General features: G+C 64.6%; 16 protein-coding genes. 6 read left to right on the top strand and 10 right to left on the bottom strand.

The genetic code is table 11. The annotated features are described in order from the left end of the window. Positions 1 to 112: 112 nt before the first annotated feature. The gene (locus AC0L3U_RS22545) at positions 113 to 601 is read left to right on the top strand and encodes a hypothetical protein (protein WP_473363253.1); all 489 of its coding nucleotides are present in this window, start codon (positions 113 to 115) and stop codon (positions 599 to 601) included. Between the two features lie 79 nt (positions 602 to 680). Further along, complete coding sequence (locus tag AC0L3U_RS22540; RefSeq protein WP_473363252.1) at positions 681 to 1,067, top strand: VOC family protein; 387 nt, start codon at positions 681 to 683, stop codon at positions 1,065 to 1,067. 125 nt (positions 1,068 to 1,192) lie between these two features. Here the strand turns inward: AC0L3U_RS22540 and AC0L3U_RS22535 are convergent, their stop codons facing one another. From AC0L3U_RS22535 to AC0L3U_RS22520, 4 genes are all read right to left on the bottom strand, one after another. Continuing rightward, positions 1,193 to 1,669, bottom strand: a complete 477-nt coding sequence (locus tag AC0L3U_RS22535) for a Crp/Fnr family transcriptional regulator (RefSeq protein WP_473363251.1) — start codon at positions 1,667 to 1,669, stop codon at positions 1,193 to 1,195. 172 nt (positions 1,670 to 1,841) lie between these two features. After that, positions 1,842 to 2,480 (bottom strand): ferric reductase-like transmembrane domain-containing protein, encoded by a 639-nt coding sequence (locus tag AC0L3U_RS22530; RefSeq protein ID WP_473363250.1) that lies wholly within the window; start codon positions 2,478 to 2,480, stop codon positions 1,842 to 1,844. Positions 2,481 to 2,491: 11 nt separating this feature from the next. After that, positions 2,492 to 2,980 (bottom strand): peptidase associated/transthyretin-like domain-containing protein, encoded by a 489-nt coding sequence (locus AC0L3U_RS22525; RefSeq protein ID WP_473363249.1) that lies wholly within the window; start codon positions 2,978 to 2,980, stop codon positions 2,492 to 2,494. A 153-nt stretch (positions 2,981 to 3,133) separates the two neighbouring features. Beyond that, positions 3,134 to 3,556 carry an MgtC/SapB family protein gene (locus tag AC0L3U_RS22520; RefSeq protein WP_456767371.1) on the bottom strand — a complete coding sequence of 141 codons (423 nt, stop codon included), beginning with the start codon at positions 3,554 to 3,556 and terminating at the stop codon, positions 3,134 to 3,136. Positions 3,557 to 3,786: 230 nt separating this feature from the next. Between AC0L3U_RS22520 and AC0L3U_RS22515 the strand changes: the two genes are divergently transcribed. Further along, complete coding sequence (locus AC0L3U_RS22515) at positions 3,787 to 4,782, top strand: LLM class flavin-dependent oxidoreductase (protein WP_473363340.1); 996 nt, start codon at positions 3,787 to 3,789, stop codon at positions 4,780 to 4,782. A 133-nt stretch (positions 4,783 to 4,915) separates the two neighbouring features. Here AC0L3U_RS22515 and AC0L3U_RS22510 read toward each other — a convergent pair whose 3' ends face one another. Genes AC0L3U_RS22510 through AC0L3U_RS22485 form a run of 6 tightly spaced genes read right to left on the bottom strand, consistent with a single transcriptional unit; the run spans position 4,916 to position 9,519 of the window. Continuing rightward, entirely contained in the window at positions 4,916 to 5,791 is an 876-nt protein-coding gene (locus AC0L3U_RS22510; protein WP_473363248.1) for an amidohydrolase family protein, read from the bottom strand. Positions 5,792 to 5,804: 13 nt separating this feature from the next. Then, entirely contained in the window at positions 5,805 to 6,197 is a 393-nt protein-coding gene (locus tag AC0L3U_RS22505) for a RidA family protein (RefSeq protein ID WP_473363247.1), read from the bottom strand. Between the two features lie 25 nt (positions 6,198 to 6,222). Beyond that, entirely contained in the window at positions 6,223 to 7,026 is an 804-nt protein-coding gene (hpaH, locus tag AC0L3U_RS22500; RefSeq protein ID WP_473363246.1) for a 2-oxo-hept-4-ene-1,7-dioate hydratase, read from the bottom strand. Between the two features lie 3 nt (positions 7,027 to 7,029). Further along, positions 7,030 to 7,890 (bottom strand): fumarylacetoacetate hydrolase family protein, encoded by an 861-nt coding sequence (locus AC0L3U_RS22495; protein WP_473363245.1) that lies wholly within the window; start codon positions 7,888 to 7,890, stop codon positions 7,030 to 7,032. A gap of 42 nt (positions 7,891 to 7,932) precedes the next feature. Further along, entirely contained in the window at positions 7,933 to 8,550 is a 618-nt protein-coding gene (locus tag AC0L3U_RS22490; RefSeq protein WP_473363244.1) for a flavin reductase family protein, read from the bottom strand. 3 nt (positions 8,551 to 8,553) lie between these two features. Then, positions 8,554 to 9,519 (bottom strand): Bug family tripartite tricarboxylate transporter substrate binding protein, encoded by a 966-nt coding sequence (locus AC0L3U_RS22485; protein ID WP_473363243.1) that lies wholly within the window; start codon positions 9,517 to 9,519, stop codon positions 8,554 to 8,556. A gap of 132 nt (positions 9,520 to 9,651) precedes the next feature. Between AC0L3U_RS22485 and AC0L3U_RS22480 the strand changes: the two genes are divergently transcribed. From AC0L3U_RS22480 to AC0L3U_RS22470, 3 genes are all read left to right on the top strand, one after another. Beyond that, the gene (locus AC0L3U_RS22480; RefSeq protein ID WP_473363242.1) at positions 9,652 to 10,461 is read left to right on the top strand and encodes an IclR family transcriptional regulator; all 810 of its coding nucleotides are present in this window, start codon (positions 9,652 to 9,654) and stop codon (positions 10,459 to 10,461) included. Between the two features lie 246 nt (positions 10,462 to 10,707). Further along, positions 10,708 to 12,003 carry an O-acetylhomoserine aminocarboxypropyltransferase gene (locus AC0L3U_RS22475; protein ID WP_473363241.1) on the top strand — a complete coding sequence of 432 codons (1,296 nt, stop codon included), beginning with the start codon at positions 10,708 to 10,710 and terminating at the stop codon, positions 12,001 to 12,003. A gap of 4 nt (positions 12,004 to 12,007) precedes the next feature. Then, positions 12,008 to 12,790: an alpha/beta fold hydrolase gene (locus AC0L3U_RS22470; protein ID WP_473363240.1), complete on the top strand. Its 783-nt coding sequence runs from the start codon at positions 12,008 to 12,010 to the stop codon at positions 12,788 to 12,790. The last annotated feature ends 25 nt before the right edge of the window (positions 12,791 to 12,815 follow it).

Here is a 12,815-nt window from a genome sequence, read left to right as displayed (position 1 = left end):
GGCCGACGGCGAAGCAACTAACGTCCGCAATGGGTCACTTGCGGACATCGCGCGAGCGAGAGCTCCGGTCAGATTTGGCCAAGAGTTGCATAGCATTGCTCAGTGACGAAACATGATGGGTTTCGCTTCGCTCTACCCATTCTACGCGAGCTGCCCGGATCTACCGCCGACCCCGGCGCCAGGAGGCCCCGATCAGCCAAAACACGAACCTGACAAACAGGATCGCGGCCGTGATCTGGATCCAAAGGAAACCACCGAGTTCACGCAAGACAATTTCGGCCTGAGCGCCCCAATAACCAGGAAGCGCATCGCCGACAGCTTCAATGCCGTGCGTGCCGGTTCGCAGGGCCCATCGGACCCACTCAGGCTTGTAAAAAAGCGTAGCGCCGAGCAAAATCCAAGTCAGCAAAGCAGTGCTAAGTCTGAAGGAGTGCACCTTGGCGTGGTGCTTGAACGCGGCGAACCTTCCATTTTCTCCGGCTTGAACCATGTTAGTTTCCTATTCGAAGCCTACGGTGCCGGGGAGTTCGCAGGATGGGTACAGCCAAAACCCATGGAAGACTTGCTCGATATGGAAGACTTGCTCGATGACGAAACGTGATGGGTTTCGCAAGTGCGCTACCCATCCTACGCGAGCTTAAGACCAAGAAAAGGGGAGAGGCATGCTTGGGAGCGCGAAGGTGGCAACCCGGCTTCCAGCCAAAGACCTGGATCGGGCGCGAGCGTTCTATTCGGAAAAACTCGGGCTCGAGCCGGTCGAACAGCGCGAGGGTGGACTCCGTTACGTCTGTGCAAATGGCGAGTTTGCGATATTCATCTCGGCCGGACTGCCATTCGGCACGCACACACAGATGGGCTGGGAAGTCGAGGATATCGAGGCAACGGTGCGCGAGCTTCGCGTGCGGGGAGTCGAATTCGAGGAATATGATCTACCCGGCTTGAAGACCGTTGATGGAATTGCCGCGATTACCGGGAATTACCCCAGCAAGGGTATCGGTGAGCGGGGCGCGTGGTTCCGCGACAGCGAAGGTAACCTGCTGGGAATCGGACAGCCGATTCGATCTTGACGGGCGGCTGGGTCGCTCGTGTCGTCGACATGCGGACGGCCGCCGCCAACCATCGCGGCCTTGCGGCGGCGACGAAACATGATGGGCTTCGCAAGTGCTCCACCCACCTACGCATTATCACTTGATCACTTGTCGTCATCCATCTGATGCGCCGCAAAGCGATCGTCGGAACGGCGCAACCGTCGGCATAGCTCGCGGTTGATGTTCTGCAGGACGATCACGTAGGCGTGGATGTCGGCCTTGTAGCAGGCGTAGAGCTTTTGGGCCGTCAGCTCGTACAGCACGGTCGGACTCTCGGCGACCACCGTGGCAGAACGATTCTGCATTTCGATCAGCGTCATCTCGCCGAAGAAATCGCCGGGCTCCAGAACTGAAATCGGGATGACGCTGCCCGCATTCGCCCGTTTGCTCACCGCCAGCCGGCCGGACTTGACGATGAACAGCGAGCGTCCGGGCTCGCCCTCCGTCACGACGGTTGCTCCGGTATCAAATCGGCACTCGACCAGCATCGACATCAGGAGGTCGAGACTTTGATCCGGGATACCGCCGAAGAACGGTGTGGCGAGCAGGAACGCTTTCAGGTCGGGGACACTGACGGCCATCGCGGAAGGTTACGCCCGGTCGCTGACTGCGGCAAGCGGAGTAGCCTGCTCCGTCATTGCGAGCGTAGCGAAGAAATCCAGAATCTTTCCGCGGAGGGACTCTGGATTGCTTCGTCGCAAGTGCTCCTCGCAATGACGAGTTGAGAGAGCTTCGCCTCTTGAGCCCAGTGAGCTACTGCCGCGCGACACTTTCCCCCCGCAGCGCCCTTCGCTTTCGCCACACTTGCAGGTCAATCATGACCTTCACGGTTGCCACGAGGATCAACACGCACAGCGCTGCCTTCGAGATCGTCTCCATCGTCCCCTCGATCAGCAGGCAATGGACGACGCTGCCTGCGACGATGACGATCGCCAGGGGAATATGGACGATGCGCCAGGTGCGCAGCCGCAGTCCCAATCGCCGGCGCAATGCAGCTAGAAGCGCGACGGTGAAGATGGCCCACATGGCGGTCACGCCGAAGGGGGAGAACGGCGTCGGCGATATATAGGTCAGCGCGTCGATCATGTCGGGCGGGCTGGTGATCCAGAGGCCGGCGACGTGGATCACCACTGCCAGAGCCAGCGCGCCGCCGATCCAGTGATGGGCGCGCCGGCCGCGATAGGTCGACAATCCCGGCAGATATCCGCCGATCAGCAGGGGCTGAACGAGCACGAGACCGAGTGCGATGATCCCGGCGAAGCCGGCGAGGATGTAGACCGGGCCGCGCCATGCGAGCTGTTCGCTTCCCGCGGCGAGCGCGATCGGCACGCCAATGGCGAAAGCAAGGGCGACCCAGATCAGGCGCGCCCGGGCCGATCTCCGCCCCTTCATCTCCAATGCGATCAGGCCGGCTGCAGCACGAAGTGCGCTTCGAGGCTGGTTTCCTTCGCGCTCCGCATCACCGGCCGGAGGAACACGGTTTTGAATTCGCCGCTGTCATAGGCGAGATGGCCATGCGGCTGGCCGAAGATGGGAATGATCTGCGGCATCTCGAGCCGGAACTTGCCGTCCTTGTCGGTGAGCGTGGCGCCATGGCTCTGCGGTTCGTGCTCCTGCCCTTCGGTGGTGTGCGCCCAGATCTGGATGCGTTGGCCTGCGAGCGGCGCCCCGTCGCCGGCGCGGCGCACGGTGCCGCTCATCCAGAAGCCGCCCTTGCCGATGCGGTCCACGATCGCCGCGCCCTTGCGGTAGTTGTTTGCCCCGCCCGACATCGAATCGGTCGGGGCGAGGCCGTCCGCGCGGGCAGGCAGCAGCAGGCTGGAGGTTCCGGCTGCCAGGATGGAACCGCCGGCGACGAGGAGGTTGCGGCGACTGAGTACGACCGAGGTCATGTCATTCCTCCTTGCGACGGCGCGATTGGCGACCAGACGATTTTCTGCACTGAGGTTACAACAACCAGCGCGAGGTGCCCAGTGGAGGCGAGGCGCATGATCGGTCGCAATGACGGTGTTGTGAACGGGGGTGCAGGCCGCTCGCACACGCCATCAATGATCGTCTTCTTCCTTCACCAGCGTCAACAAGCGAAGCGTCAGGAACGTGAATACGGCGACCGTCACCGCGACATCGTAAGCGCCGAGCCCGACGGAGACGCCGATGGCGCCGGTCGCCCAGAGGCTCGCGGCAGTCGCGGTGCCCTGCACCGAAGTCCCCTGCTTGAGAATAGCGCCACCGCCGATGAAGCCGATGCCGGTGATGAGGCCCTCGATCACTTTTGCCATGCCGTCAGGCGAATGCACGAGCAGGCTTTCGCTGGCCTGCACGAAGCCGCAGCTTGCCATTGCGACCAGCGGAAAGGTGCGCAAGCCCGCGCTTCGCGCCCGCTTCTCGCGGTCCCAACCAATGGGAACGGCGAGCGCGAAGGCCGCAGCCAGCGCAACGACATGAACGCCGATGTTGAATCTGTCCAAAGAAAGGCCCCGAAACGAAAATCGTCGCCATCGATCAAACCGGCCGGCAACGCCGCAATGCGGCCCGCGGTTTCAGTGCAGGCGCATTTGCCGCATGCGTCAGCAGCAAGGACTTCGCCTCCGCGTAAGGGAGGCGGCGCAGCATCATGATCGTTTCGGCTGGTATTCCTGCGGCCGGCCCCTACATGTCGAGTTCACTTTCCCATCGCACGCTCCATCCGGACCCGCCCATGATCCCCTTCTCCGTGCTCGACCTCGCGCCCATCCGCCAAGGCGGCGATGCGTCGCAGGCGTTCCGCAATTCGCTCGATCTGGCCCGGCACGCCGAAGGCTGGGGGTACAAGCGGTTCTGGCTGGCCGAGCATCACAACATGACGGGTATCGCGAGCGCGGCGACGTCGGTGGTGATCGGGCATATCGCGGGCGGCACCAAAACCATCCGGGTCGGCTCCGGCGGAATCATGCTGCCGAACCATTCGCCGCTGGTTATCGCCGAGCAGTTCGGCACGCTGGCCTCGCTCTATCCCGAGCGGATCGATCTCGGGCTCGGGCGGGCGCCGGGCACCGACCAGTTCACCGCGCGGGCGCTGCGGCGCGACCTCGCCACCAGCTCCGAGAATTTCCCGCAGGACGTGCTGGAGCTGCAGGCGCTGCTCGGCGACGTCAAGCCGAACCAGACGATCCGCGCCGTGCCGGGCATGGGGACGAAGGTGCCGCTGTGGATCCTGGGATCCAGCACCTTTGGCGCGCAACTCGCAGGCATGCTCGGTTTGCCATTCGCGTTCGCCTCACACTTCGCGCCTCAGATGATGATGCCGGCGCTGCGGGAGTACCGCGCGCGGTTCGAACCCTCGGCACAGCTGGACAAGCCCTATGCGATGGTTGGGGTCAACGTGTTCGCCGCCGATAGCGAGGCGGACGCGCAGCGCATGTTCTCATCGCTGCAGCAGCAGTTCATCAATCTGCGCCGCGGCACGCCCGGCCCGCTGCCGCCGCCCGTCGACGACATGGACGCGCTGTGGTCGCCGGCGGAAAAGGCGATGGTCGGCCAGTCGCTATCCTGCTCGGCGGTCGGCTCGCCTGCCGTGGTGGAAGAGAGGCTGAAGGCGCTGATCGCGGAGACCGGCGCGGACGAACTGATGACGACGGGGCAGATCTACGACCACGCCGCGCGGCTGCGCTCGTTCGAGATCGCAGCCGGGGTGCGGGATCGGCTGGCGGGGTGAGTGCAGAGTCTGGCGCGGCCGACTTGGCAATGGCGCGTTCGTCATTGCGAGCGCAGCGAAGCAATCCAGAGTGCTTCTGCGGAAGCAAGTCTGGATTGCTTCGTCGCTCCGCTCCTCGCAATGACGGGTCGCCCTAATCCGGAAAGCCGAACAGCTTGGCCGGATTGTGCACCAATATCTTCTCCAGCTCCGTCTGATCGGCTGCGTAGCGGTACATCAACTCCAGCAGATCGGCGTCGTTGGGCGGCTGCTTCACCGAGACCGGGTGCGGCCAGTCGCTGGCCCAGACGCAGCGATCGACGGCCGCCTCGATATAGGCGCGCGCGATCGGGATGACGTCGTCGTAAGGAGCACCAAGCTTCGAGGTCTTCTCGCCGAGCGACAACATCACCCAGAAATTGCCCTTGGCAAGCAGCTCCAGCATCTTGCGCAGGTTCGGATCGTTCCTGCCGGCTTCCGGATCGGGGCGCGCCATATGGTCGATCAGCACGGGCACGTCGAGATTTTCGTATTTGGCGACGCTGGAGACGATGCCATCCTTCTCGGGCTGGATCTTGACGTACCAGCCGAGCTCGCGGATGCGCGCAATGGCACGGGCGAAATCGGCATCCGACAGCACGGCGCCGAGCTCCTGGCGGAAGCTGAAGCGCGCGCCGCGGACACCTGCATCATGAAGCTTGGCGAGATAGGAATCGTTCGCCTCGGCGAACACCAGCGCGTTGGCGCAGCCGCGATAGTTCGGGCCCATCGCGGCGAGACCGTCGAGCACGACGGCATGATCGGCGCCGTAGGTGGTGGTCTGCACGATGATGCCGCGCTCGATGCCGAGCGTCTTGTGCACGCGCAGCGCAGCTTCCCAGGTCGCCGTCGGCATCCGGTAGGCCGCACCGGGTCGCTCCGGATATTTCTCGATCGGACCCAGCACGTGAAATTGGCTGTCGACGGTCTTGGGCGGCGGCGCCTTGACCGGGCGGCGCGGGTTCGGGTCGAACGGCAGATAGGTCGGCATGCGGCAGGCTCCCTCAGTCGATCATTGCGGTGAAGTCGCACTGCACCAGCGCGCCGCCATCCATGTTGTCCATCGGCAGCGCGTGGCGCGCCGGGCGTGAATGCTCGTCCGGAAACATTTTTAGCCACTCGACATTCACGGGCGCGCGGTCGTTGCGGTCCTTCAGCCACACCGTCATCTTGATGATGTCGTCCGTGGTGCCGCCGGCAGCCTCGACCGTCGCCTTCATATGCGCGAACATGTTGGCGCATTGCGCGTCGAGACTCTCGGGCATCGCGCCAGCCGCATCGCGGCCGAGGATGACGCCCGACATCACGAGATTGCCGATGCGGCAGGCATTCGGAATCGGGTTGGCGTGCTTGAAGCCGCCGATATGGATGCTCTTGCGCCGCGTGTGACCGGTCATGATGCGCTCCCTCTTTGGTGTTGGTTCAGACGAACTGGCACGACACCGAGCCGAACGCGCCATAATCGGCATGAAACGTGTCGCCACGACGGATGCCGACCGGACGCGTGAACGATCCCGCCAGCACCACCTCGCCGGCGGCGAGATTCTCGTCATGCGGCGCAAGGCGGTTGGCGAGCCAGGCGATACCGTTGGCGGGATGATTGAGCACGCCGGCGGCAAGCCCGGTTTCCTCGACCTCGCCGTTGCGGAACAGCAGCGCGCCGATCCAGCGCATGTCCGCGTCCATCGGACGGAACGGCCGGCCGCCGAGCACCAGCGCGGCGTTCGCCGCGTTGTCCGAGATCGTGTCCATGACCTTTCGCGCCTTGCCCGTCTGGGGATCGACGCGGTGCATGCGCGTCTCCAGGATTTCCAGCGCCGGCGTGACGTAGTCGGTGGCGTTGAGCACGTCGAAGATGGTGCAATCGGGCCCACGCAGCGGCGCCTTCAGCACGAAGGCGAGCTCGACCTCGATCCGCGGCGCGTGAAAGCGGTCGAACGGAATCGGCGTGGCATCGGCATAGAACATGTCGGCGAACAGCACGCCGTAATCCGGCTCGGAAATGCCGACCGCGTTCTGCATCGCCTTCGAGGTCAGCCCGATCTTGTGGCCTTTGATGACGCGACCGCGACTGATCTGAAGTTTGGTCCAGGCGCGCTGAACGGCATAGGCATCCTCGATGCTGAAATCGGGATAGTCTTTGGTGAACATCGTGATCAGCGTCTTGCTGCGCTCGGCTTCGTCGAGCCGCGCGGCAAGGCGTTCGATCGTGGGAGTATCCAGCATGGCTTAACTCTCCGCCGCGACGGTGTTGCGCAGCACGCCGATGCGGCTGGATTCGACCTCGACCACGTCGCCGACTTTCAGCCAGCGCGGCGGGTCGAAGCGGGCGCCTGCCCCGGTCGGCGTGCCCGTCACGATCATGTCGCCGGGCTTCAGGGTGGCGAAGGTGGAGAGATAGGAGATCAGAAAGTCGAACGGGAACATCAGCCGTTCGGTGGTGTCCTGCTGCCGCATCTCGCCGTTGACGCGCGTGACGATGTCGTGAGGCCCGCGCGGGTCGAGCTCGTCCGACGTGACGATCCAGGGACCGATGCTGCCGGAGCGGTCGAAATTCTTGCCCTGCGTAACGTTGAACTTGCCGTGGCGCAGCCAGTCGCGGATCGTGCCCTCGTTGCACAAGGTCATGCCGAAGATGTGCGCCCAGGCCTTTTCGCGCGGAATGTGGCGGCCGCCCTGACCGATCACGATGACGAGCTCGCCTTCGTAATCGAGCTGCTCGGAGACGTGAGGCTTCTCCAACGGCTGACCGGAGCCTGTCATCGAGGACATGCTGCGCACGAACAGGCTGGGATATTTGGGCAGGTCGGAGCTGTCTTTATACTCCGCATTGCGTTCGGCGTAATTGACGCCGATGCACCAGAGCTTTTCCGGCGCCAGCACCGGCGGCAGCAGCACGAGATCGTCGAGTGCATAGTCCGGCTTTTGTCCGGCGACGGCTTCCTGCGCGTCGGCCAGCGCATTGGCTGCGATCAGCGCCCTCACATCGGAGAAGTCGCGGCCGATCCGCCGGGTCAGATCGACGACACCGCCTTCGATGGCGGCACCATAGCGCGGCTCTCCGTCCAGGAGATAACTTAGGAGTCGCATGGTCGTTCTCCAATGGTCTTGAGGCGCGCGCGGGCAGCGCGTTCAGTCTTTCGATTTGGGAGTCTGGAACACGCCGCGCAGCGTCACGATGTCGCCGAGCCGGGCATAGCGCGGCCCGCCGATGCGCGCGATCGGATCGAGCGCCGCAGTCTCGACCTTGCCGTCGTTCACGAGGCCGTCGCGCAGGTGGAACATCACGACCTCCCCCACGATGAGACGGCTGCGGGCGTCGCCGAATTCGAGGCACTGCCGGAAGCGGCATTCCATCGCGACGGGTGCAATGCCAAGACGCGGCACCTTGATGCGCTCGCTCGGGATCGTCTCAAGGCCAAGCTCCGCGACCTCGCTGATCTCAGGCGGATGCTCGACCGATGAGTCGTGCACGGCCTGCATCAGCGGGGTATCGGCGATGTGGATCACATATTCCTCGGTGTCGAGGATGTTGTGCGCGGTGTCCTTGTAGTCCGCGCCCTTGCGGCCGACGCTGATGGCCAGCATCGGCGGCTTCTGCGAGACGAAGGTGAAGGCGCTGAACGGCGCGAGGTTGAGCACGCCCGCGCGGGACAGGCTCGTCACCCAGGCGATCGGGCGCGGCACCACGATGCCGGTCATCAGCCGGTAGATGCGCTCGGCGCCGAGCTCGGTGGGGTCGATCCGCATCGATCAATCCGCCTTGATGTTGGCCTTGCGCACGATCGGAATCCATTTGGCGTCCTCGCGCTCGAGATAGGCCTTGAATTCGTCGGGCGTCATCGCGACGGCTTCGCCGCCGAGCTTCTCGAACTTGTCGACCACGGCGGGATCCTTCAGAATCGCGGTCAGCGCTTCGTGCAGCTTGTCGATCACGGGCGCCGGCGTGCCTGCCGGTGCGAACAGGCCGGTGAAGGTCTGGCCGTCAAAATCCTTGTAGCCGAGCTCGGCAAACGTCGGCACGTCAGGCAGCGACTTCAGACGGTGCGGGCTGGTGACGGCCAGCGCCCGGAACAGGCCGGCCTTGATGTGCTGCAGGCTGACGGTGAGCTGGTCGAACGCGAACTGCACCTGCCCGCCCAAGAGATCGTTGACCGCAGGCGCATTGCCGCGATAGTGCGCGGTGACCCACTGCAGGTCGAGGCTGGACTGCATCAGCTCGCTGAGCAAATGGTTGGTGGTGCCGGGACCGGGCGAGGCCATCGTCAGCTTGCCCGGCTCGCGCTTGGCGAGGTCGATGAATTCCTTGAAATTCGTCGCCTGCACCGACGGATGCACCTCGAGCACCAGCGGCGTCATCGAGATCGTCGTGATCGGCAGGAAGTCCTTCTTCCAGCTATAGACGTCGCGCTTGTTGATCTCGGTCGCGAACAGCACCGGGCCGTTGGCGCCGACGAACAGCGTGTAGCCATCAGGCGCGGACTTCGCGAAGGCCTCGCCCGCGATCATGCCGCCGGCACCGGCCTTGTTCTCGATGATGAAGGGCTGGCCGAGCTTTTCCTGAAGCTTGTCGGCGATGATGCGCGCGGCGCTGTCGACATTGCCGCCGGCCGGATAGGGCACGATCAGCTTGACGTTGCGCGCCGGCCATTGCTGGCCCGACGCCGGTCCCGTCAACATCGCCGCTGCGGCAGCTATGGCAATCCAGATTAATCTCATGTTAACCTCCCGGCGGCGCTTCCAATTTTACGTCGAGTGCCCCGAACATCGTACACGGCATCTCGATTCGGAGCGCAATCTCCAGATGCGCGCTTTACCTGTCGAGTGAATTGTGGCGTTCTTGTCCATATTATGGACAAGACCACTTCTGCAAAATTCCCCCGCCGCATCACCGAACCGCGACAGGGCGCGCAGGCGATCCGGCGCGCGCTCGCGGTGCTGCGCATTCTCGCCGCGGGCCGCGAAGACGGCGTGCCGCTGGCCGAAGTGGTGCGGGCGACCGGCCTCACCCGCCCGACCGTGCATCGCATCGTCCACGTGCTGATCGAGGAAGGCATCGTCGAACGGCATGACAGGACCGGCCGCTACGCGATCGGCAACCAGGTGCCGGAGCTCGCGCTCGCACGGGCCCGGCCGTCGCGGCTGCTGATCGCCGCAAATCCGTCGTTGCAACGCGCCTCGACCGAGATCGGAGACACGCTGTTCCTGACGGTGCGGACCGGCAACGACACGCTGTGCGTCGATCGCAGGATCGGAATCTATCCGATCCAGGTGCTGTCGATCGAGGTCGGCGCGCGCCGGCCGCTCGGCGTCTCCAGCGCAGGCGTTGCCATCCTCGCCGCGATGCCGGCCCAGGACGCCCGGAAAATCGTCGCAGCCAATGAGAAGAGATTGGAGGCCTACCGGACCGACGCTGCGACGGTGCTGGGCCAGGTCACCGCCGCAAGACGGCTGGGATATGGCATGAGGGAAATTGGTCTCGTGCAGGGCACGAAATCGATCTCGACCTGGATCAAGACCCCCGACGGCCGCCCCGCCGCCGCGATGACCGTCTCCGCCGTTCGGACGAGGCTCGGCCCGCGTCGCGAACAGGAGGTGGCGGAGATTTTGCTGCGGGAGGCGCGGATCATCGAGCAGGCGATCCGGGGGAATACTGGATAGCGCTGACGGTGCCGCTTCACCTCTCCTTGCTTGCGGGGAGAGGTCGGATCGCTCTTGCGATCCGGGTGAGGGGGTACAGGTCTCTCGACCATCTCGCGTGCGGAGAGAGGCCCCTCACCCCAGCCCTCTCCCCGTAAGAACGGGGCGAGGGAGCGCACCGACGATACGGCGCTGTCAATGGGCTGACTTCGCGCTCCGTTTTATGGCACAAGAGCCGCCTCCGCCGACCGAGCAACGAGGCCACGCATGCCCGCGCCAAAACCGCCCGCCTTCGAGACCCTGAGCCTGCATGCGGGCCAGCATCCGGATCCCGCGACCGGCGCCCGCGCGGTGCCGATCTACCAGACCACGTCCTACGTGTTCCAGGATTCCGATCACGCCGCCGCGCTGTTCAATCTCGAGCGCGCCGGCCACATCTACACGCGCATCTCCAATCCGACCACAGGTGTGCTCGAGGAACGGCTTGCGGCGCTGGAAGGCGGCGTCGGCGCGATCTGCACCGCGAGCGGCATGGCCGCGCTGCATCTCGCCATCGCGACGTTGCTCAATGCCGGTGACCATATCGTGGCGTCGAGCTCGCTCTATGGCGGCACCATCAATTTGCTGGCGCACACGCTGCCGCGCTTCGGCATCACCACAACGTTCGTGAAACCGCGCGATCTCGACGCCTTCCGCGCGGCGATCACGCCGAACACGAAGCTGGTGATCGGCGAGACCATCGGCAATCCCGGGCTCGAAGTGCTTGATATTCCGAAGGTCGCCGCGATCGCGCATGACGCGAAGATTCCACTGCTGATCGACAACACCTTTGCCACGCCCTACCTCAGCCGTCCGATCGAACTCGGCGCCGACATCGTCATGCATTCGGCAACCAAATGGATCGGCGGCCACGGCATCGCGATCGGCGGCGCCATCGTCGACGGCGGCCGTTTCGACTGGCGCTCATCCGGAAAATTCGGCGTGCTGACCGAGCCCTATGGCGGCTATCACGGCATCGTCTTCGACGAGCAGTTCGGCACCGCCGCCTTCATCATGCGCGCGCGCACCGAAGGCCTGCGTGATTTCGGCGCCTGCCTGTCGCCGACCAACGCGTTCCAGCTGTTGCAGGGCGTGGAGACGCTCGGCGTGCGCATGGACCGCCACATCCAGAACACGCACCTCGTGCTGGAAGCGCTGAAAGCCAACAAGGCCGTGGATTGGGTGCTGCATCCCTCGCTGGAGGACCACACGGACTACCAGCTCGCAAAGCAATTGCTGCCGCGCGGCGCCGGCTCGATCGTCTCCTTCGGCATCAAGGGCGGGCGGCCCGCGGGGCGCAAGTTCATCGAATCGCTGCGCATGATCAGTCATCTCGCCAATGTCGGTGACGCCAAGACGCTGGTGATCCACCCGGCGTCAACCACGCACCAGCAGATGGACGCCGAGCAGCTCAAGGCCTCCGGCATCGGCGAGGAGCTGGTGCGGCTCTCGGTCGGCATCGAGACCGCCAGCGACATCATCGACGATCTCGCGCAGGCGCTGCGCATCTCGCAAAAGGTCTGACACCATGAAGCTCTCCGTCAACGGCGCCGAGGTGCTGGTCGCAACCGGCGGCCGCGACTTCGACAGATCCCTGCCCGCAGTCGTCTTCCTCCATGGCGCCGGCTTCGATCATTCGACCTGGGCGCTGCACACGCGCTGGTTCGCCCATCACGGCTTTGGCGTGCTGGCGCCTGATCTGCCCGGCCACGGCCGTTCGCCCGGACCATCGCTCGCAAGCATCGCCGAGATGGCCGACTGGACGGCGGCGCTGCTCGATGCGGCCAGAGCGACGAAAGCGCATCTGATCGGCCATTCCATGGGATCGCTGATCTCGCTGGAGACGGCCGCACGTCACCCCGACAAGGTGTCCGCCCTCAGCCTGATCGGCACGGCCGCGACCATGACGGTCGGCCCGGATCTGCTGAAAGCGGCAGAAGCCAATTCGCAGGATGCGAACGACATGGTCTCGATCTGGGGCCTCGGCTTCAACGCCGAGCTCGGTGGCAGCCTCGCGCCGGGCCTGTGGATGCATGGCGGGGCGCAGGCCGTCTTGAAACACTGCGAGCCGGGCGTGCTGTTCCGGGATTTGTCCGCCTGCAATGCTTACGCGAATGCGCTTGCCGCCGCCGGGAGCGTGAAGGTGCCCACGACGCTTATCCTCGGCGAGCGGGACATGATGACGCCGGTGAAGGCCGGCAAGGCACTCGCGGCGGCGATCCCGCATGCGAAGACCGTCGTGGTGCCGGGCGCCGGCCACATGATCATGGCCGAACGCCCGGATGAACTGCTGGCTGCGCTACGGAACTGACAGGATCAATCGTCCATCTTGCGCG

This window comes from Bradyrhizobium sp. Kon69 (assembly GCF_055807515.1).
Note: the sequence above shows the minus strand (reverse complement) of the source record. Positions and strands in the feature narration are given on the sequence as shown.